At 63.1% G+C, this 19,234-nt stretch carries 15 protein-coding genes; 7 read left to right on the top strand and 8 right to left on the bottom strand.

Annotated elements, in window-relative coordinates; genetic code table 11:
• Positions 1–18 precede the first annotated feature (18 nt).
• A complete protein-coding gene (locus IY145_RS08180) occupies positions 19–1,017 on the bottom strand; it encodes an iron ABC transporter permease (protein ID WP_196407757.1) in 999 nt (332 codons plus the stop codon).
• A 12-nt stretch (positions 1,018–1,029) separates the two neighbouring features.
• On the bottom strand, positions 1,030–2,079 hold the full coding sequence (locus IY145_RS08175) for an ABC transporter substrate-binding protein (RefSeq protein WP_196407756.1): 1,050 nt from the start codon (positions 2,077–2,079) through the stop codon (positions 1,030–1,032).
• 416 nt (positions 2,080–2,495) lie between these two features.
• On the opposite strand from IY145_RS08175, the gene fdhF reads away from it, so the two are divergent.
• The 7 genes from fdhF to IY145_RS08140 all read left to right on the top strand — a co-directional run bounded on the left by fdhF (position 2,496) and on the right by IY145_RS08140 (position 13,390).
• The gene (gene fdhF / locus IY145_RS08170; protein ID WP_196407755.1) at positions 2,496–5,372 is read left to right on the top strand and encodes a formate dehydrogenase subunit alpha; all 2,877 of its coding nucleotides are present in this window, start codon (positions 2,496–2,498) and stop codon (positions 5,370–5,372) included.
• Between the two features lie 538 nt (positions 5,373–5,910).
• Positions 5,911–7,383, top strand: coding sequence for a sugar transferase (locus tag IY145_RS08165; protein ID WP_246721852.1), 1,473 nt, complete (start codon positions 5,911–5,913; stop codon positions 7,381–7,383).
• 112 nt (positions 7,384–7,495) lie between these two features.
• Positions 7,496–8,209: a polysaccharide biosynthesis/export family protein gene (locus IY145_RS08160; protein WP_196410455.1), complete on the top strand. Its 714-nt coding sequence runs from the start codon at positions 7,496–7,498 to the stop codon at positions 8,207–8,209.
• A 50-nt stretch (positions 8,210–8,259) separates the two neighbouring features.
• A complete protein-coding gene (locus IY145_RS08155) occupies positions 8,260–10,596 on the top strand; it encodes a polysaccharide biosynthesis tyrosine autokinase (RefSeq protein ID WP_196407753.1) in 2,337 nt (778 codons plus the stop codon).
• Between the two features lie 46 nt (positions 10,597–10,642).
• Positions 10,643–11,248: a hypothetical protein gene (locus IY145_RS08150; protein ID WP_196407752.1), complete on the top strand. Its 606-nt coding sequence runs from the start codon at positions 10,643–10,645 to the stop codon at positions 11,246–11,248.
• Positions 11,249–11,430: 182 nt separating this feature from the next.
• Positions 11,431–12,459 carry an enoyl-CoA hydratase/isomerase family protein gene (locus IY145_RS08145; protein WP_196407751.1) on the top strand — a complete coding sequence of 343 codons (1,029 nt, stop codon included), beginning with the start codon at positions 11,431–11,433 and terminating at the stop codon, positions 12,457–12,459.
• A gap of 76 nt (positions 12,460–12,535) precedes the next feature.
• Positions 12,536–13,390, top strand: a complete 855-nt coding sequence (locus IY145_RS08140; RefSeq protein ID WP_196407750.1) for a nitroreductase family protein — start codon at positions 12,536–12,538, stop codon at positions 13,388–13,390.
• Positions 13,391–13,401: 11 nt separating this feature from the next.
• On the opposite strand, the gene IY145_RS08135 is transcribed toward IY145_RS08140, so the two are convergent.
• The 6 genes from IY145_RS08135 to IY145_RS08110 all read right to left on the bottom strand — a co-directional run bounded on the left by IY145_RS08135 (position 13,402) and on the right by IY145_RS08110 (position 19,143).
• Positions 13,402–14,226: an ABC transporter permease gene (locus tag IY145_RS08135; RefSeq protein WP_196407749.1), complete on the bottom strand. Its 825-nt coding sequence runs from the start codon at positions 14,224–14,226 to the stop codon at positions 13,402–13,404.
• A gap of 28 nt (positions 14,227–14,254) precedes the next feature.
• Entirely contained in the window at positions 14,255–15,007 is a 753-nt protein-coding gene (locus IY145_RS08130; RefSeq protein ID WP_196407748.1) for an ATP-binding cassette domain-containing protein, read from the bottom strand.
• Positions 15,004–16,017, bottom strand: coding sequence for a YVTN family beta-propeller repeat protein (locus IY145_RS08125; protein WP_409455298.1), 1,014 nt, complete (start codon positions 16,015–16,017; stop codon positions 15,004–15,006). The genes IY145_RS08130 and IY145_RS08125 overlap by 4 nt, the downstream gene beginning before the upstream one ends.
• A 2-nt stretch (positions 16,018–16,019) precedes the next feature.
• Positions 16,020–17,207, bottom strand: coding sequence for an ABC transporter substrate-binding protein (locus IY145_RS08120; protein WP_196407747.1), 1,188 nt, complete (start codon positions 17,205–17,207; stop codon positions 16,020–16,022).
• Positions 17,208–17,235: 28 nt separating this feature from the next.
• The gene (locus IY145_RS08115; RefSeq protein WP_196407746.1) at positions 17,236–17,640 is read right to left on the bottom strand and encodes a calcium-binding protein; all 405 of its coding nucleotides are present in this window, start codon (positions 17,638–17,640) and stop codon (positions 17,236–17,238) included.
• A 114-nt stretch (positions 17,641–17,754) separates the two neighbouring features.
• Positions 17,755–19,143, bottom strand: coding sequence for a histidine kinase (locus IY145_RS08110; protein ID WP_196407745.1), 1,389 nt, complete (start codon positions 19,141–19,143; stop codon positions 17,755–17,757).
• Between the last annotated feature and the right edge of the window lie 91 nt (positions 19,144–19,234).

Below are 19,234 nucleotides of genomic sequence, written 5' to 3'. Positions count from 1 at the left end.
GCTCCACCACCTCCCAACTCACGCCCAGGCCCTCCGCGCCCGGCCGAGCACCAGGACAAAGGCCGGAATGCCGAGCAATTCGGTGACGACGCCGATCGGTATTTCGGCGCGGGTGACATTGCGCGCCACGCAATCGGCCGCGATGAGGAAGATCGCGCCGAGCAGGGCGCTCGCCGGCAGGAGCTTGCTGTTCGTCGGCCCGATGGCGAGCCGCGCCACATGCGGCACGACGAGCCCCACCCAGCCGATCATCCCGGCGAGCGAGACGGAGAGCGAGGAGACCAGCGTCGCCACGGCGATGACGCCATAGCGCGTCACATGCACCGGCACGCCCAGCGAACGCGCCTCGTCGTCGCCCATGGAGAGCGCGTCCAGTGCCCGGCCGGCGAGCGTCAGCGCGCCGACGCCGGCGAGAATGGGCAGGGCCGCGCCCCGAAGCTGCTTCAGATCGACGGCGCCGAGGCTCCCCATCATCCAATAGACGATCGCGGGAAGCTGATCGTAGGGATCGGCGGCATATTTGACGAGCGACAGCGCCGAGGTGAACAGCGCGCCGGAGATCATGCCGCCGAGCACGAGCGTGACCATGGACGCCGCGCCGAAGAGATTTGCGATGACGACGCCGACGCCGACGGCGACGAGCCCCATGGCGAAGGCGGAAATCTGCACGGTGAAAAAATCGCCGGAGAAGAGAATGCCGAGCGCCGCGCCGAAGCCGGCGCCGCCCAGCACGCCGAGAATGCCCGGCGACACCAGCGGATTGCGGAACACCGCCTGGAACGAAGCGCCCGAGGCGGAGAGCGCCGCGCCGATGATCCCCGCCGCGAGAACGCGCGGCAGGCGGATTTCGACGATGAGATTATGCAATAGGTCGCGTCGCTCCGGCGCAAGATCGACGAGGCCGAGGCTCGCGCCGACAAGGCTGAGAATATCGCTCGGCGCGAGCGGATAGCGCCCGACCGACAGAGCGACGAGAATCACCGCCAGCAACACGAAGGGCAAAAGGGCGAGACGCATGGAAATGGCGGCTCACTCCATGATGCGGGCGTAATCGGCGTCGGAGATATCGACGCCGAGAAAGAGCCGGTAGAATTTCTGCGTCTCGGCCTTCACATCGATCGGGAAGCGCGCCGGATAGAAGAGATTGGCGAGCCATTGTATGCCGAGCGCGCGCATATAGCTCGGCGGCCGGTCGAGCCAGTTGAAGGGCGCATGCGGAACCGTGACGATGCGTCCCGTCTTCACCGCCTCCACATTGCGCCATTGCGCGCTCGTCTTGGCGAGCCCGGCGAATGTCTTGTCCTGGGCGAGAATGAGCGAGGGCGCCAGCGCGACGATCTGCTCGACGCTGATCTTCTCCATGCCGATATGCGAGTTCTGCTCGCAGTGATAGATATTGTCGCCAGCCGCGATGACGATCGGCTCGGTGTGGAAGCTCTTGTCGCAATCGGTCGCGAGCCCGTCGGCGGATTCGGCGTAATAGACGCGCAGCCTCTCGGCCGGCGGAATATCGGCGGTCGCCTTACGCACGCGGGCGAGCGCGTCGCGAATATAGGCGGCCATTTCGTTCGTCTTCGCCTCGCGCCCGAAAATGCGGCCGAGAAAGGTGAAAGCTTCCGCATAATCGTCGAGATTGTCGAGCTTCAGAAAGATCACTGGAACGCCGATCTTGGCGAAGCTCTCCACCACCCGCGCCTTCTCCTGGTAGAAGCCGAGCCAGGCGATGATGAGATCGGGGCGCATCGCCGCGATCTCCTCGAGATTGAGCTGGCGGCCCATGCCCGCATTGCTGCCGAGCACGGGCAGATCGGCCGCCTCCTTGCGGTAGAGCGATTTCTCGTCGCCGCGCATCGGCACATTTATGCCGATGAGACGCTCCGGCGCGATCGCGTAGAGCGTCACCGCGATCGGCGGCGCCGCGCCGAAAACGCGCTTGGGGTCGGCCGGTATGACGATTTTGCGGCCGGCCATGTCGGTGATCTCGCGCGTCTCGCCGGCGCGCGCCGGAGCTGCGAGCGCGAGCAGCGCCAGCAGGGCGCAGAGGAAGCGGTTCGAAGCGCAGGGACGCGTCATGGGCATGGACGAGGGCTTTCGACCTTCGGCGATGGAGGGAGGACGCATGCGATATGTATGCGTCTTATATAGATAGCGACCATAGAGACCGAAGGCTGCGCCGCGCAAGGCCAAATTCTAGCCTCTGCGATGCTTTCCGACGCGGCACGCGGCCTGATCTCTCCGACCGGCGGATTAAGGGCGCGCCGTCAGGCTCGCGCCGAGCGACCGGCGCTCTCGTCTTTCATCTCGATATATTCAGCACACATATTTCTGAACGGCTCCGGCCGCCGCCACGCAACGGCGCTACCTCCACGAGACTATAGGCTTCGCCTATCGACCGACGATTTGGAGATATTGACAAAAACCTCTCCTCTGACCGTATCTATATCGCTATGTAATTAGATTACAGTTTACCATTCCGACCCGCGGGGACCAGAAAAATGAGCCTCATCAAGGAAATCGACTATGGCACGCCGGTCTCCCGCTCGGAGAAGGAGGTCACGCTGACCATCGACGGCGCGGAGATCACCGTTCCCGAGGGCACATCGATCATGCGCGCGGCGATGCAGATCGGCGTCGAAATTCCCAAGCTCTGCGCCTCGGACAATCTCCATTCCTTCGGCTCCTGCCGCCTCTGCCTCATCGAGATCGAGGGGCGCGCCAATCTCTCGGCCTCCTGCACGACGCCGGTGATGCCGGGCATTGCGGTGAAGACCTATTCGCCGCGGCTCGACTCCATCCGCCGTGGGATAATGGAGCTCTATATCTCGGACCATCCGCTCGACTGCCTCACCTGCGCCGCCAACGGCGATTGTGAGCTGCAGGCCATGGCCGGCGCGGTGAGCCTTCGCGAGGTGCGCTATGGCTCCGATGGTCGCAACCATGTGACGGCGCGCCGCGACGGCCGTCGCAATGAGGATTGGAAGCCCAAGGACAAGTCCAATCCCTATTTCACTTATGATCCCTCCAAATGCATCGTCTGCAATCGCTGCGTGCGCGCCTGCCAGGAAGTGCAGGGCGCATTCGCGCTGACGATCGAAGGCCGCGGCTTCGACAGCCGCGTCTCGCCGGGCGCCGGCGAGGCCTTCATGGAGTCGGAATGCGTCTCCTGCGGCGCCTGCGTGCAGGCCTGTCCCACGGCGACTCTGGTCGAGAATTCCGTCGTCGCCATCGGCCAGCCGGAACATTCCGCCGTCACCACTTGCGCCTATTGCGGCGTCGGCTGCGCCTTCAAGGCGGAGATGCGCGGCGAGGAGATCGTCCGCATGGTCCCTTGGAAGGACGGCAAGGCCAATCATGGCCATAGCTGCATCAAGGGCCGCTTCGCCTATGGCTATGCGCTGCATCGCGACCGCGTGACCAGCCCGATGATCCGCGAGAAGGTCACCGACCCTTGGCGCGAAGTGTCCTGGGAGGAGGCGATCTCTCACGCCGCTTCCGAGTTCAAGCGCATTCAGGCGAAATATGGACGGCTCGCCGTAGGCGGCATCACCTCCTCGCGCTGCACCAGCGAGGAGACCTTTCTGGTGCAGAAGCTCATCCGCAGCGGCTTCGGCAATAATAATGTCGACACATGCGCGCGCGTCTGCCATTCGCCGACCGGCTACGGCCTCAGCCAGGCTTTCGGCACCTCCGCCGGCACGCAGGATTTCGACTCGGTCTCCGAGGCCGACGTCATTCTCATCATCGGCTGCAATCCGACCGACGCGCATCCGGTCGTCGGCTCGCAGATCAAGCGGCGGATACGCGAGGGCGCCAAGCTCATCGTCGTCGATCCGCGCCGCACCGAGCTGGTGCGCTCGCCGCATATCAGCGCGGCCTTCCATCTGCCGCTGCGGCCGGGAACCAATGTCGCCATCGTCACCGCGCTCGCCCATGTGATCGTCCAAGAGGGGCTGGTGAACGAGGCCTTCGTGCGCGAGCGTTGCGATTGGGACGAATATTTGGAATGGGCCGCCTTCGTCGGCGAGGAGGGCAACAGCCCGGAGGCGGTGGAGAAGTTCACCGGCGTTCCGGCGCATCTGGTGCGCGGCGCGGCGCGTCTCTACGCCACCGGCGGCAACGCCACCATCTATTACGGCCTCGGCGTCACCGAGCACAGCCAGGGCTCGACCACGGTGATGGCCATCGCCAATCTCGCAATGGCGACCGGCAATCTCGGCCGCCCTGGCGTCGGCGTCAATCCGCTGCGCGGGCAGAACAATGTGCAGGGCTCCTGCGACATGGGCTCCTTCCCGCATGAGTTCCCCGGCTATCGCCATGTCTCCGACGACAATGTGCGCAAGCTGTTCGAGGAGGCCTGGGGCGTGCCGCTGGACGGCGAGCCGGGCCTGCGCATTCCCAACATGTTCGACGCCGCCGTCGATGGCGTGTTCAAGGGCCTCTACGTGCAGGGCGAGGATATTCTGCAGTCCGACCCGGATATCAAGCATGTCTCCGCCGGTCTCGGCGCGCTGGAATGTCTCGTGGTGCAGGATCTCTTCCTCAATGAGACCGCCAATTACGCGCATGTCTTTTTGCCCGGCGCGAGCTTCCTCGAGAAGGACGGCGTCTTCATCAACGCCGAGCGCCGCATTCAGCGCGTGCGCCGCGTGATGAGCCCCAAGGCCCGCTATGCCGATTGGGAGGCGACGCAGCTCTTCGCCAATGCGCTCGGCTGCAATTGGAGCTACACGCATCCGAGCGAGATCATGGACGAGATCGCCAAGCTCACGCCCTCATTCGCGCATGTCTCCTACGCCAAGCTCGACGAGATCGGCTCGGTGCAATGGCCCTGCAATGACGCGGCGCCGGAGGGCATGCCGATCATGCACATAGACAAGTTCGCGCGCGGCAAGGGCAAATTCGTCATCACCGAATATGTGCCGACAGAGGAGCGCAGCGGGCCGCGCTTCCCGCTGCTGCTGACGACGGGCCGCATTCTCTCGCAATATAATGTCGGCGCGCAGACGCGGCGCACCGAGAACAGCCAATGGCATCCAGAGGATGTGCTGGAAATCCATCCGTATGACGCGGAGACGCGCGGCGTGCGCGAGGGCGATTGGGTGCGCGTGCAGAGCCGCGCCGGCGAGACGACGCTTCACGCCAAGATCACCGATCGCGTCGCGCCGGGAGTCGTCTACACCACCTTCCACCATCCACTGTGCCAGACCAATGTCGTCACCACCGATAATTCGGACTGGGCGACCAATTGCCCCGAATATAAGGTGACAGCGGTGCAGGTCTCGCCCTCCAACGGCCCCACCGAATGGCAGGAGCGTTATCGCGAAATGTCGGAGAAGAGCCGGCAGATCGTCGCCGCCGGGGAGGCGCGCTGAGCAGGGTCTCGAAAAGCCGGTAGCGGATATTTCGACGCTCGTTTTTTCGAGCCGACGCCAATTCCGACCGATCGAGCAGATCGCGGCGAATATGCGCTTTGCGGACGAAACGGCGAACTTATCCACCAATGATTCGCCGGAGCCCCGCGCCGGGCGCGGCGACGAGCGTCGCCGCGCAGGCCGATCTCTGGGCTTCGACCGAGCCGTGCAGATCGCGTCGATCATCATAGCGCGCCCTGCGATTCGACGGCGTGCGACTTTGCTTTTTGACGACTTCTCCCGCGCAGATGCGATCCATCGCCGCCGCGCAACGATGTATCGCGACGCCATCGCGACCGCGCTCCGACGCCCGTGTCCGTCATTGGCCTTAGACGCCAGCCCGGAGTGACTTTTCGACAAATGCGCGCCAGTTTCCGATCGCGATCGGAGAATGTGCGTCATGCGATTGGCTTCGCCGGCATCGAGAGACCGAATTCGTTTTCGAATCGAGGCCGTCGATCTTCTGGCGGCGACCGCAGCTCCCTTTATCGCGCTCGCATTGCGCGATCCCGTCCTGCTCGATCTCGGCGACTTTCCCGCGGCGCCCTATCAATACGCCTTCATCTCGACTGGTTGCGCCATCCTCATGATTCTCGGCTTTCGGCTGAGTGATCGCATGGGGCAATTTTTCTCTGTGCGTGACGCCTTCGCCGTCTGCGGCGCATCGGCTTGCGCCGTCGCTTCCAGCTGCGCGATTCTCTTCGCTTTCACGCGCCTCGAGGGGGTGCCGCGTTCGACCCCGTTGATCTACGGCCTCGTCCTGAGCGCTTGCATGATCGCGATACGCATGGCGGCGCGCGCGCATCACAAGGATCTCTGGCCGAAGGGCGGGCTCGACTCGGGGGGGCGGGAGGCCGATCCACGACGTGTGATCGTGGTCGGCGTCGATCGCTTCGCTTCGGCCGCGATCAAATTGACCGATTTCCTCCGGCCGCGAAAGACACAGATCGTCGCCGCGCTCGACGGTCGGTCGTCCCTCGTCGGTCGAAAGATCGCCGGCGTCTCGATCGTCGGCGGCCCTCGCGACATCGGCCCCATTATCGACGAATACGCCGTCCATGGCGTCTATGTCGATCAGATTTGGCTCGCCGAAGACAGGACGTTCCTGCCCGCCGAGATTCTCGAAGAGATCGAAGCGCAATGCGAGGCGCGCGGCGTGGCGATCGTCGGCATATCGGACGCGTTGAATTTCATCGCGTCTCCGCCGGCGGCCCCGGCGGAGACCGGCGCGGCCGGAAAATTCGAGACGCCCGACTACTTCAAGCCAAAGCGCCTGATCGATGCATGCGCGGCGAGCCTGCTGCTCGTCGTGACGCTGCCTCTCGCGATCTGCGTCGCTTACGTGGTCTTTCTCGACGTCGGCGCGCCTATTCTTTTCTGGCAGCAGCGAATCGGGAAGAACGGCCAAAAATTCCTTCTCTACAAGTTCCGTACCTATCGCGCTCCTTTCGACGCGCATGGGCGACCGGCGCCGGAAGATCAGCGCCTCTCGAGAGTGGGGCGCATCATTCGCGCGACGCGCCTCGACGAGCTGCCCCAGCTCTACAATGTGATCGTCGGTCACATGTCGCTCATCGGACCGCGGCCGCTCTTGCCGCAGGATCAACCAGACGATCCAGGGCCCCGGCTCAGCGTGCGTCCGGGCGTCACCGGATGGGCGCAGATCAATGGCGGGACGACCGTTTCGCCGGAAGAAAAAAATGCGCTCGACGTCTGGTATATCAAGCATGCCTCTCTACGGCTCGATCTCGAAATCGTCATCGGCACGCTGATGGTGGCTTTGGCCGGTGAAAGGCTGAACGAACGCGCAGTCGACCATGCGATCGCCTGGTATCGACAAGAATTCGCGTCGGTCGACGCGCCCTCGCGAAACCGTCCATGGCGCGAGAGCGCCGGCGACAACGTCAATAGGCGCCGGAAGCTCGACGCCGTGCGAATCGATTACCCCTATCGCGCCGTCGAGCCCAGTTGAATTCGTCGCCCGAAGCGTTTCGGTCGACACGAGCCGTTCACGAGCAATGGCCGTTTCCATCCACCGATTGGTCGAGGCGATAAACCGCGCTCATGTGAACAAAGGCCGGATTATGATCGTGCGTATTTCCAGAAAGCCGGCGCTCGTCGCCGCATGCGTCGTCAGTCTTTCCGCCTGCGCTACCGGGGAGCTCGGCGCCGGCGCCGATCCCTCCTACACAGCGAGTCTTCCCGAGCCCGACACCGCCAGAGCCAATTCCGATTTCACACAGAGCGACTATCGAATCTCGCCTCAGGATATTCTCGAGATCAATATTTTTGGATTCTCCAATCTCAGCAGAGTGGCGCAGGTCGATGGCAATGGCCGCATTTCATTTCCTTTGATCGGCGGCGTCGCCGCTGCGGGCCGCACCGTGAGCGAGCTCGAAACGGAGATCACGCGCAAGCTCGCGGCGAAATATCTCCAGTCGCCGCAGGTCTCGGTGTTCGTCAAGGAATCTGTCGGACTTCGCGTGACCGTGGAAGGCGCTGTGCGAAAGCCCGGCATTTATGCCCTCAAGGGCAAGAGCACTTTGCTCCAGGCGCTCGTGATGGCGGAAGGAATCAACGATGTCGGCGATTCCGCGGTTACGTTGATTCGCGTTTCGGATCAGAGGCGCATCAGCGCGAAATACGACGTGTCCGCCATTCGCTCCGGCCAGTTGGCCGACCCTCTGGTTTACGGGGGCGATACGATTATCGTCGACGAATCTTTGGGGCGCACCGGCGTTCAAGTCCTCAAATCTGCTGTTCCCGCAATGCTCAGTATCGGAGCCAAGCCTTGGTGACGTTCCCTTGGTGACGCTCCGCGTGAAACGCTAGAAGAGGTTGTCCTCAGATGGGTTCGGATCATGGGCCAGAGACCGGTCCGTCTGCTGTGGCTCTCGACGCCGCGCATTCGGAGAGAGCGGTCGCCGCGGGCAGGCGCTACCCGGCTGTTTACGACGAACGTCTGTCGGGCTTCGACGAAAGCAGCGGCGCTTCGAGTTTCCTCAAATATGTCGGTCTGCTCGTCAAGCACCGAATTCTCGTGGCGGCTATTTGCGTATCGGCGCTCCTCTTCGGCTTCGTGGTCACATTCCTGACGCCGCGGATCTACACGGCGACCACGACGATACAGATCGACCGAGAGGCCGCGAAAATCGTGCGCCTTCAAGACCCGATGGTCGAGAGGACCGACGATCCCCAATTCTACACGACGCAATATGAGCTCTTGAAGAGTCATGCTTTGGCCGAGCGAGTCGTGTCGTCGCTCGCGCTCGCGGACAAAAAGGAATTTGCGGAAGCCGAGGCCTCGATTGTCGGGCGCCTGCTGCAAAAGCTGTTCACGAAACGGGAGGACGCCGAACCGGACAATGCGCGCAGGCGTCGGCAAGCGATCGATATGGTGATGAAGGGGCTGATGATTCAGCCTGTTTCTATGTCGCGTATCGTGAAGGTCAACTTCAGCAGCCCAAGCCCCGCCCTCGCGCAGCAGATCAGCGTCGCGATCGCGGAAAACTTCGTGGCGATGACGCTCGACCGTCGCTATAGCGCTTCCAACTATGCGCGCAATTTTCTCGAGGAAAAGCTCCAGCAGGTAAAGCTCAAATTGGAGGACTCCGAGAAGCAGGTCGTCGCTTATGCGCAGAAGGAAGGGATCGTGAGCGTCGACGACAAGCTTTCCATCGCCGGCTCCAATCTGAAGTCGCTCAACGACACGCTCGGCGTCGCAATGGCGCAACGAATCAAGGAAGAGCAGCTCTGGATTCAGGCCCAGAACGGGACCGGATTGGGGTTGCCTCAGGTGCTCGACGATAGGAACATTCAAAGAGCCCGAGAACGGCGAACCGAGCTCATGGCGGACTATCAGGACAAGCTCGGCGTCATGAAGCCGGACTTTCCCGAGATGAGGCAGCTTCGGTCTCAGATCGCAGAATATGATCGACAGATCAGAGAGCAGGTCGATTTCATCCGGCAGGCGATCAGGGCGCGTTACGAGGCCGCGCGGGATCAGGAAATGTCATTCTCCAGGCGAATCGAGACGCTGAAGGTCGAGGCTCTCGATTTGCGGGATCGGAGCATCAAATACAATATTCTACAACGCGAGGTCGACACCAATCGGTCGCTATATGACGGGCTGCTTCAGCAATATAAGGAGGTCGGCGTCACGGGCGCGATCGGGACGAACAATGTTTCGGTCATCGACAAGGCGGAGCGGCCAAAGAGCCCGTCGAGTCCAAAGCTGCTGATGAATCTGAGCTCGGCTCTCGTCTTTGGCGTGATCGCCTCGATCGTGACCATCGCAGTGCGTGAGTTCCTCGACGATACATTCAAAGTTCCCGAGGAAATCGAAGAAGCGCTCGGTCTCACCGTGCTCGGCGTCATCCCGTTGGCGAAGAGGGATAAGGAAAAGTCGCAGGACCGAGCCGGCTATTCGGTGGCGACGGAGATTATCGGCGATCCGCTGTCGCCTATGGCGGAAGCCTATCGCTCCTTGCGCACGTCGATACAATTTTCGACGGCGACGGGCGCGCCGAGGACCTTGCTGGTCACGAGCTCGCAGCCGGGGGAAGGGAAATCGACCACGTCTGTTTGCATCGCCGCGAATTTTGCGCAGCTCGGAATGCAGGTGCTTCTCATCGACGCGGATATGCGTAAGCCGTCGCTGCATGAAATATTGGCGGTCGACAACAATGTGGGATTGACGAATGTGTTGACCGGAGCCATGGACGCGTCCGCGGCGGTTTACGAAAATCGCATCTTCGGCGTCACCTTCATGGCGTCGGGACCAGTGCCGCCCAATCCGGCGGAGCTTCTGGCCGGACCGCGCTTCGGCTCGCTTCTGGCGATGGCGAGAGAGAAATTCGACATCGTCGTGATCGATGGCCCACCTGTCGTCGGACTGGCCGATGCGCCATTGCTCGGCAGCCTCGTCGACGGCGCGATCTTCGTCGTTGATGCGATGCGCACGCGTCGGCGCGTGGTCCGCGCGGCGGTCAAACGCCTCGACTTCGCCAGGACTCGGCTTCTCGGGGGGCTGCTGAATAAATTCGACGCCAAAAATGTCGGTCACTCGTACGGCTACGCCTATGGCGACGCTTACGGACAGGGGCATGCCTATGGGAACGAATATTTCGGCTATGGCGCGAAGAAGGCGCAGAGCGGCTCGATTTCGTCCATGATGGAACAATGACGTGCCGAGAGGTCGCGCGTTGCAATGCGCTTTGGATCTCGCGTCTATGCCGCCCATGGCGGCGCGCGCGCGCGAGCAGCCTTTGCCGGACGACGTTCTGGAAGTCATTCGAATCGCCGCCGGCTGCGAGGAAACGCTCGATCTGGCTGCGCGGCTCTTTGGAAGGGACAAGAGCTATGTGAAAGCAGCGGCGGAATTCTACGTTCAGCAGATGCTTTTTTTTCCTGCCGCCGACAGTCATCGAATTCTCGGCGTGAGGCCCGGAGCCAGCCGCGACGACATGCGAAAGCACATGCGCTGGCTGATGATCTGGCTCCATCCCGATCACGCTCATGCGGAATGGAAAACCGTATTCGCCCGTCGCGTGCTCGCCGCGTGGCGCGACGCGCAGAATCGATCGGAGCAGGGCATGACGCAGGCGGCCGCGCGACGGACGCCGACTCTGGTCCGCCGTATCCCCTGGGTTCCTCGTCCGATCGAGCGGCGCCGACGAAAGTTTCTGATCCCGTCGCTTTTCCTTCTCGCGGTCGCGATCATCGTGATCGCAATAACCGTCCCGAGCAGCTTTGTGGAGGCCGAGACGTCGTGGATCGCCACATTTCTGCTCCGGGCCGTCGACACGGGCGCGCCGAAATTTCAGCCTGGATTTTGATGTCGCCCCGCGTCACTCGCGCGGACATCGGATATATCTGCCGTCGCCGCTCATGCGCTCTGGCGCCCCCCGTGTGATCCACGGGAATGCGAGCCGCGAAAAGAGAATTATGTTCGCGGCCGGCCGGGCGGCGCGGTCGGCCTCCATTTCAGGCGGCGCTCGAAGCGAGCGGGAGATTTCAGATGCAGCATGACGTCAATTTTCAGGACGAAGCGAAGCGTGCGGTGCTCGGACTCGGCGATGTCGCAGGCATGCGCTACAGAACCAGCGACCGGACCCTTCTCGTCACAATAACGGATCCGCCCAATCACAATGCGCTGACCCGAGCGGCGATGGACAGCCTCTATGAGACGCTTCGCCGCTTTCACGAGCTGCCCTTCGATCGGTTGACGCTCGATTACGATACGGCGTCCGGCTCGGTCGCCTGCGCCGGTCTCAATCTGAAGGACTTCGAGGCGGCGGCGCGACAATTGCGCGCCGGCGAGGATTTGCTCGCGACGGACAGCTACTTCGTTCGAGCAGCCTGCGCTCTGCGCAGATTGAGCCGCACGGTTCCCACATCTGCCTTCGTCGATGGACATCTCGTCGGCGCCGGCGTCGAATTGGCGCTGAGCTGCCGCGAAATCGTCTGCGCCCGCTCCGACAGCAAGATTTTGCTGCCGCATCTGCGGATCGGCGTCCCCTATCATACGTCCGGGCTCTGCCACATGGCCGGCGTCATCGGATGGGATGTGATGTCGCGAGCGATGGTGACGGATGCGATTCCGGTGTTGCTGTCCGAAGTTCTCGCCGATCGCGAAAAGATCGCGCGTCTGTCTCCTGGCGAACGAATCCGCGACGCGAAAGTCGCGCTCGATCGTATGGCGGCTGTTTTTCATGGCCTGCCGGCGCGAATCGGCGACGCCTTCTTCGCCGTGGAAGATCGCACGGGCAAGACGCGAAGCATCGCCGAAGCGCATTTGCTCCAGATCATGTCCCAAGTGTTCTTCGGTGGCGAGATAGACGCGCTGCCGCTCGCGCTGCAGGAGATCATCGACGCTCCGCGCGTGCGCGCGTCGTCACGCGCCGACAGTCGGCTGGCCGAATCGCTCGCGGCGCATCGCAAAAGGCCGAAGCGTCTCAACCATCATTTCTCGAAAGCCATCGGCGCCGGTCTCTCCGCGGACGAGCCCGGCGATTCCGATGTCATCATGTCCGCCGCGCCGAACTGACGCCGGATCGCCGCAGGCGAGTTTACCGACTCCGGCGTATCGTCGCCGGCGTCGGCTTCGACGCAGGAGGAACCGCATGGACAAGATCGGCCTCGACCAAGGATTGCGCGAGCGAAGGGCTGTCAGGCATTACAGCGATGCGCCTGTCGGCGACGATCTGCTCTCGGAGATCTTCGAGCTCGCGTCATGGGCGCCGTCGCCAGGCAATACTCAGGCATGGAAGGTGATCGCTCTCGGACAGGAGGCCTCGAAGGATGTGATCGCGCGTTTCGAATTGGCCGGATGGGAATCGGTCTTTCCGGTGCTGGAGCAGGTTCTACGGAAAGACGCCGCGGAGCGCCCGTCGTTCGCGTCCGATGGCGACACGAATGACACGAGCGCGGCGGCGGTCGATTGGAGCCGGCGCGTGATCTCTATGTATCAAGGGCGCTTCGAGGTGAAGGGAGCGCCGAGGCTGGTGTTCGTCTATCGCACCGTCGACAGGAAGAGATATGCGAATCTCGTTTTTCTCTCGCTGTCGTCGCTGATACGAAGGGCTTGGGCCAAGCCTTCGCTTCTCGATGGGCTGCGCTGCTTTTTTTCTTCGCTGCGAAACGTGCCTGTGCTCGTGCGCGTGAATGCGCTGACGAGAACATTCGGGCTGGCCAATTTCACCTATGCGCTCACGCTCGCGGCCCATTCGCGCGGCTTGGCGACATGCATTCAATCCAACTATCTCAATGTTCAACGGGATCTTCGGCGATATCTGGGTTTCGGCGCCGATGTCGACATCGTCGCCTCGGTGTTGATCGGCTACAAAGCCGCCGACGCATTGCCGGCGCCGGAGATATTCCGCACGCGCAAGCCGGTCGCCGTCGATTGGATCGATGCGACGCCCGGCGTCGCCGTCGCCTCGCCGAAGAAGGAGAGGGCCTATGAAGCTGTCGGATGAAGGCGGGCCGTTCAGCCGCCCTTGCGCGTCAGCATTCCCTTGGCCGGATCATAGGCGATGAGCGCGCCCGCCGAGAACAAGGTGGCGTAACCCGCGACCGCGGCCAGCGATTCCCAGGAGATTTTCTCATAGAAGGCGAAGCGGATCAGCTCCACCGCATGAGTGAAGGGATTGGCGACGCAGACCCAATAGAGAAAGGGGCTGGACTCCTGCACGCGCCACAGCGGATAGAGCGCGGAAGAGGCGAAGAACATCGGGAAGATGACGAAATTCATCACGCCGGCGAAATTCTCGAGCTGCTTGATCGCCGACGAGAGCAGCATGCCGAGCGCGCCGAACATCAAGCCGGCGAGGACGAGCGCGGGCAACACGGTGAGATAGCCGAGCGGCGTCGGCGGCTCGATCTCCCAGAAATAGGCGATGATGAGATAGGCGTATACCTGCAATATCGACACGGCGACGCCGGCGAGCAGCTTGGAGCCGAGCAGGAACCAGCGCGGGAAGGGCGAGACCAGCAGCGTGCGCATATTGCCCATCTCGCGGTCATAGACCATCGACAGCGAGGACTGCATTCCATTGAAGAGCTGGATCATCGCCATCAGACCGGGCGTGATATAGACCTCATAGAGCACATAGGTCTCATAGGGCGGGATGATGGAGACGCCGAGCACCTGGCGAAAGCCCGCCGCGAAGATGAGCAGCCAGACGAGCGGCCGCACCAGAGCGGAGACGAAGCGCTCGCGCTGATGCAGGAAGCGCAGAGCCTCGCGCCAGACGACGCCGGAGAGGCAGATGGCGTATTGGCGCGCGGTGAAACCGCTCGTCTCACTCGTCATTGGAATTCCGTTTCATGCGCGCGCCGCATCATGCCGCGTCCCGCGCTTTTGCGCCGGTCAGCCGCTCGAAAGCGGCGCCGATCGTCTCTGCTTGTGTTGCGGCCATGATATTCGCCGATGTGTCGGCGGCAAGCACCTTGCCCTGATGCAGAACGACGACATTGTCGCTCGGCGCAACCTCGTCGATGAGATGCGTGGTCCACAGCACGGCGAGCCTCCGCTCGGCGACGAGCGCGCGCACTTGCGCGAGAATATCGGCGCGCGCTTTTATGTCGAGCCCGACGGTCGGCTCGTCGAGCAGCAGCAGGCGCGGCTCATGCAGCAGCGCGCGCAGAATTTCGACGCGGCGCATCTGCCCGCCGGAGAGATCGCGCGCCTTGTCCTTGGCGCGATCGGCGAGGCCGGCGCGCTCCAGCAGGCCCGAGCCGCGGCGCTTGGCCTCGCCGGCGCCGATTCCATGCAGCGCGGCGTGATAGACGAAATTCTGCATCACGCTCAATTCGAGATCGAGCGTGCGCGCCTGGAAGACGACGCCGAGCCGGCGCAGCGCCGCGCCGCTCTCTCGCGCGACGTCATGGCCGAAGATTTCGATTCTTCCCTCGCCCGCGGCGTAGAGGCGCGTGATGAGCGAGAACAGCGTGCTCTTGCCGGCGCCATTGAGTCCGAGCAGCACGGTGAAGCTTCCCGATGCGACGGAAAAGCTCACATCGTCCAGCGCGCGGCGCGCGCCATAGCTATGGCCGATATGCGCGACATCGAGCGCGAGCGGTTCGTCGGTCATTTGGTCGCGACCGCAATGCCCCAGGGGAAGGCGCCGACGGGGATCGACTTCAGCACTTTGAGGCTGGCTGTGTCGACGATGGAAATATCATTGGAGACGCCATTGGCGGTCAAAAGATATTTCTCGTCCGGCGTGAAGGCGAGATGCCAGACGCGTTGGCCGACGAGCAGATATTTTTCGATTTTCTTCGTCGCCGTGTCGATGACGGCGACGCGATTGGCCGGCCCCAGCGCGACAAAGGCGCGCTTGCCGTCGCCGGTGAAGGAGATTCCGATCGGCTGGATCGCCTCCTTGGAAAGGCCCGGAATCTCGAAGCGGATTTTCTGCGTCACCTTATGGCTCTGCGGATCGATGACGGAGACCGTGCCGCCGATCTCCGACGACACCCACAGCTCGGAGGCGTCCGGCTTGAAGGCGGCGAAGCGCGGGCGCGCGTCGACGAGCACATTGGCGATGATCTGCTTCGTCTGTGTGTCGATCAGATGCGCCATATTGGTGGTTTCGGACGTGTTCACGAGAATGCGTCCATCCGGACTCACCGCCATGCCTTCCGGCTCGACGCCGACAGGGACGTCGCCCACCTGGCGCTTCGTCTCGGTGTCGATCATGGTGACGAGATTGTCGTTCTCGTTCGACACATAGATGGTCTTGCCGTCCGGGCTCAGTATCATCAGCTCCGGATCGGGGCCGGAGGGCAGATTGCCGGTGATCTTCAGCGTTTTCGTATCCAGCACCTGGATCGTGTCGTCGTCGCCGGCACAAATGTAGAGCTCGGAATTGTCCTTCGACAATTCTATGCCGCGCGGGCGGCGGCCGACCTTCACAGTCTTGATCGCCTCCATCTTATCGGTGTCGATGATGGTGACGCTATTGCCCTTCTCATTGCTGACATAGACGGTGAAGGCCTGCGCCGGGGCGGCGAGAAGCAGCGCCGCTATCGCAGCCGAGCAGAACGCGCGCCCCTTCTCCCCTCGCGGGAGAAGGAGTCGCGCACGGAGATTTCTGATCATTTTCATTGCAGCCTGCATTTGGTTTCGGGCTTGTCGACGCCCAATGTGTCGAGCTCGGAGGTCTGGTGCAGGAAGCCCTCCTGCGGTGACACCGAAACGGTCATGCGGCCGTCGCTGAGCAGAATAGGTTGGCGCAGCTGCCGGTTCCAGGGCCGCAGCGAAAGCCGTACGCCTTTGAAAGCCGCAATGGAGAAATCCGGGCCGAGGAGATAGGCGGAGAGCGCCTTCGGATCGGCGGAGCCGGCGCGCGTCGCCGCCTCGCCGATCATGCGCGCGGCGACCCAGGCTTGATGGTCGCGGGCGTTCATGCCGCGGCGGAATTCCTTGCGGAAGCGGTTCTGCAATTGCGTTGCGCCCCATTGCTCGTGCGAGGCGTCCCAGCTCGTCGGGAACAGGCCGGCCGAGCCCGCCACCGGCCGCGGGTCGAAGCTGCGATAGGGCAGATAATTGCCGAACACCTCGTTCTCGTCGGCGGCGATCAGCACGTCATAGGCGCCCGCGCCCTGCGTCAACGGCGGGATCAGCCGCTGCGTCTGCACGCTGCCCGAATCGGAGCGGCGTCCGCCTTCCGTGTCGACATAGATGCGTTCGTCGACGATCTTGGCGCCGAATTTTTTGGCGCTCGCGCGAATGGCCTTGGCGAAGAGCTCGTCCTCCAGATGCGAGCCCTTGATCAGGAGCCAGCGGCGCCATTGCTTCCACACGAGATATTGTGTGAGCCCGTCGGCGAGCATGGAGCGCGTCGGCGCGACATGGATCACATTGGCGCGGCAATCCTCCTCGCGCAGCGAATCATCGGTCGCGCTCACATTGAAGAGCAGAGCGTCGCGCGCTTTCAGCGCGTCGGCGACGCGGAGAAGATCGCCAGCGGGAAGATCGGCGACGACGGCGATGGCGCCTTGGTCGAGGAGTCTTTGCGCGGCGGCGACGGCGTCTTCTCCGCTCGCGAGCTTCTCGTCGATCGCCTCGAAGCTCTGGCCGGTGAAACGGCCGGTCGTGTTGTCGTCGGCGACGCCGATCAGCGCGCCGGCGAGCGTGTCGTCCTCGGCCGGAAGGTCGAGGATCGACAGCGTCTCGCTGGAATGCGGCTGGCGCAGCACGCCGAATTTCACCCGCAGCGGCTTGGCCGCGGCGGGAAGAACAGAGAGTAGAGCGGCGACCGAGACGCCGATGACGCAACGCTTGATCATGACGCGTGACCGGCCGCTCCTTATTCGCTCAGCGAATCAACTTCAGCAGCGCCTGGCCCGCCTTGGACTTCAGCTCCTTGGCGTCGAGCGTGCCTTCGTCGTCCTTGTCCGCCGCTTTGAACAGCTTGGCGACGAGAGCGAGATATTCCTCTTTCGTGAGCGTTTTGTCATCGTCCGGATCGGCGGCGGCGAATTCTTTCTTGCCGATGCGCGCGCCGACCTCCTTGCGGTCGACCGTGCCGTCATTGTCCTTCTCGAGCTTGTCGAAGACGGCGGCGGCGGCCTTGCTCACCTCGGCGATGTCGAGCGTGCCGTCATTGTCCGTATCGAAGCTCTTGATCGGCGAGGGCGCGGCGAAAACAGGTTGCGCGACAGTGGCCGATGCGAGGCACAGTCCCGCGCCGAGGGCGATAGCGTGAAATTTAGAAGTCATATTTGCCTCCTTTTCCCGTCGAACATCGTGCAGAGACGGCAAGCCGAATGTCCGATTCTCCCAATATAGGCGGAGGCGGCCCAACTCACAAAGCGTGGGGCGGCCGCAGTTCCGCTACAGATCGTCGCCCTCGCGCTCCTCGACCTCGGGAAGCGGCAGCAGCACCTCTATGCGCGTGCCGCCTTCCGGCCGGCGCTCCACGCGCATGAGGCCGCCGAGCGCATGGACGCGCTCGCTCATGCCGATGAGGCCGAGGCCGAATCTATGCTCCTCCGGCAGGCCCACGCCATCGTCCTCCACCAGAACGCGCAGCGCCTCGGCGCCGCCGGTTTCCGCGAGCTCGGGCGGGGCCTCGACGAATTCGAGCCGCGCCTCGGCGTTGGCGGCGGAAGAATGCCGGAAAATATTGGTGAGCGCCTCCTGCACGACGCGATAGGCGGTGAGCGCGATCTTCTCTTCGAGACAGGAGAGATCATGGGCGATGCGCAGCGACAGCCGCACATCGGCGCGGCTGCCGCTCCAGGAGGCGAAGAGTCCGCGCAGCGCCGCCTCGAGGCCGAGCTCGCTCATGGCCGGCGGGCGCAGTCGCTCGAGCATGCGGCGCAGCAGCGTCTGCAGCGCCTGTCCGGCGGCGTCGATATTCGCGCAGGTCCGCCGCAGCAGATCGGGGTCGGGAAAATTGCCCGACGTCGAGGCGGCGAGCGTCGCCGCGCCGGCGCGGATGGAGAAGAGGCAGGGGCCGGCTTCGTCATGCAGATCGCGCGCTATGTCGTGGCGCTCGGAATCCTGGACGGCGAAGAGGCGGTCGATGAGCGAATGATTCTCGTCCTGCACGCGGTCGAGCGTGGCGGCGAGCGAGTTGAGCTTATGCGAAATGTCCTGGAATTCGGAGGCGCCGCGCAGATCGAGGCGCACCTCCTTCTCGCCCGCCTCGAGCCGCGCCAATCCGCGTCCGAGCGAGTCGAAAGGCGCGAGCGTGCGGCGCAACAGCTCGAGCACGAGGGCCAGCATCAGCAGAGTGACCGCGAGGCTGATCGCGCCGAGCCACAACAGATCGGACCAGATTTCGGCGAGCTCGTCGACCGGATTGGAGATGATGGCGATATTGCCATATTGGATGTCGCCGATCCGCGCGGGGATGATGTCGACCTTGGGCGCCGGCGCGACGAGGCTCACGAACCAATCGGGCACGCCGGTCTGCATCTCGGCGCGCAATTTCGAGTCGAAGCTCGGCGCAATGTCGTCATTGGGCAGGATCTCGATCTCTATGTGGCGAAGATTGCGCAGATTTTCGAAGAGCCGCCGCAATGAGGGGATGGGGTCGCGCGTCTCCTGCAGGCTCGCCAGCGCCGTTTCCACGAGCTCATGCGACAAATGCTCTATGCTCTCCGCCTCGGCGCGCACGCGCGGTCCGGCGTGGCCGATCATGATCGCCACATTGACGGCCAGCATGGCGGTGAGGACGACTGCGATGAGCCAGCCGAGCCGGGCCTTCAACGACATGGAATGCTCCCGTTTTCGCCCTGCGCCGGCGCGCGGGCCGGTGATTGACAAACAAGATTTTGTATTCGCATAGTAATCTACTCCAGAACAG

Origin of the sequence: Methylosinus sp. H3A (assembly GCF_015709455.1) — a bacterium.
Taxonomy (GTDB): Bacteria; Pseudomonadota; Alphaproteobacteria; order Rhizobiales; family Beijerinckiaceae; genus Methylosinus.
The sequence above is the reverse complement of the archived record's forward strand: the minus strand, read 5'-3'. Positions and strand labels throughout refer to the sequence as shown.

Excerpts from the sequence above, each read along its gene's own strand:
- IY145_RS08180 (WP_196407757.1), bottom strand. The coding sequence starts at position 1,017 with ATGCGTCTCGCCCTTTTGCCCTTCGTGTTGCTGGCGGTGATTCTCGTC.
- IY145_RS08175 (WP_196407756.1), bottom strand. The coding sequence starts at position 2,079 with ATGCCCATGACGCGTCCCTGCGCTTCGAACCGCTTCCTCTGCGCCCTG.
- fdhF (WP_196407755.1), top strand. The coding sequence starts at position 2,496 with ATGAGCCTCATCAAGGAAATCGACTATGGCACGCCGGTCTCCCGCTCG.
- IY145_RS08160 (WP_196410455.1), top strand. The coding sequence starts at position 7,496 with ATGATCGTGCGTATTTCCAGAAAGCCGGCGCTCGTCGCCGCATGCGTC.
- IY145_RS08155 (WP_196407753.1), top strand. The coding sequence starts at position 8,260 with ATGGGTTCGGATCATGGGCCAGAGACCGGTCCGTCTGCTGTGGCTCTC.
- IY145_RS08150 (WP_196407752.1), top strand. The coding sequence starts at position 10,643 with ATGCCGCCCATGGCGGCGCGCGCGCGCGAGCAGCCTTTGCCGGACGAC.
- IY145_RS08145 (WP_196407751.1), top strand. The coding sequence starts at position 11,431 with ATGCAGCATGACGTCAATTTTCAGGACGAAGCGAAGCGTGCGGTGCTC.
- IY145_RS08140 (WP_196407750.1), top strand. The coding sequence starts at position 12,536 with ATGGACAAGATCGGCCTCGACCAAGGATTGCGCGAGCGAAGGGCTGTC.
- IY145_RS08135 (WP_196407749.1), bottom strand. The coding sequence starts at position 14,226 with ATGACGAGTGAGACGAGCGGTTTCACCGCGCGCCAATACGCCATCTGC.
- IY145_RS08130 (WP_196407748.1), bottom strand. The coding sequence starts at position 15,007 with ATGACCGACGAACCGCTCGCGCTCGATGTCGCGCATATCGGCCATAGC.
- IY145_RS08125 (WP_409455298.1), bottom strand. The coding sequence starts at position 16,017 with ATGATCAGAAATCTCCGTGCGCGACTCCTTCTCCCGCGAGGGGAGAAG.
- IY145_RS08120 (WP_196407747.1), bottom strand. The coding sequence starts at position 17,207 with ATGATCAAGCGTTGCGTCATCGGCGTCTCGGTCGCCGCTCTACTCTCT.
- IY145_RS08115 (WP_196407746.1), bottom strand. The coding sequence starts at position 17,640 with ATGACTTCTAAATTTCACGCTATCGCCCTCGGCGCGGGACTGTGCCTC.
- IY145_RS08110 (WP_196407745.1), bottom strand. The coding sequence starts at position 19,143 with ATGTCGTTGAAGGCCCGGCTCGGCTGGCTCATCGCAGTCGTCCTCACC.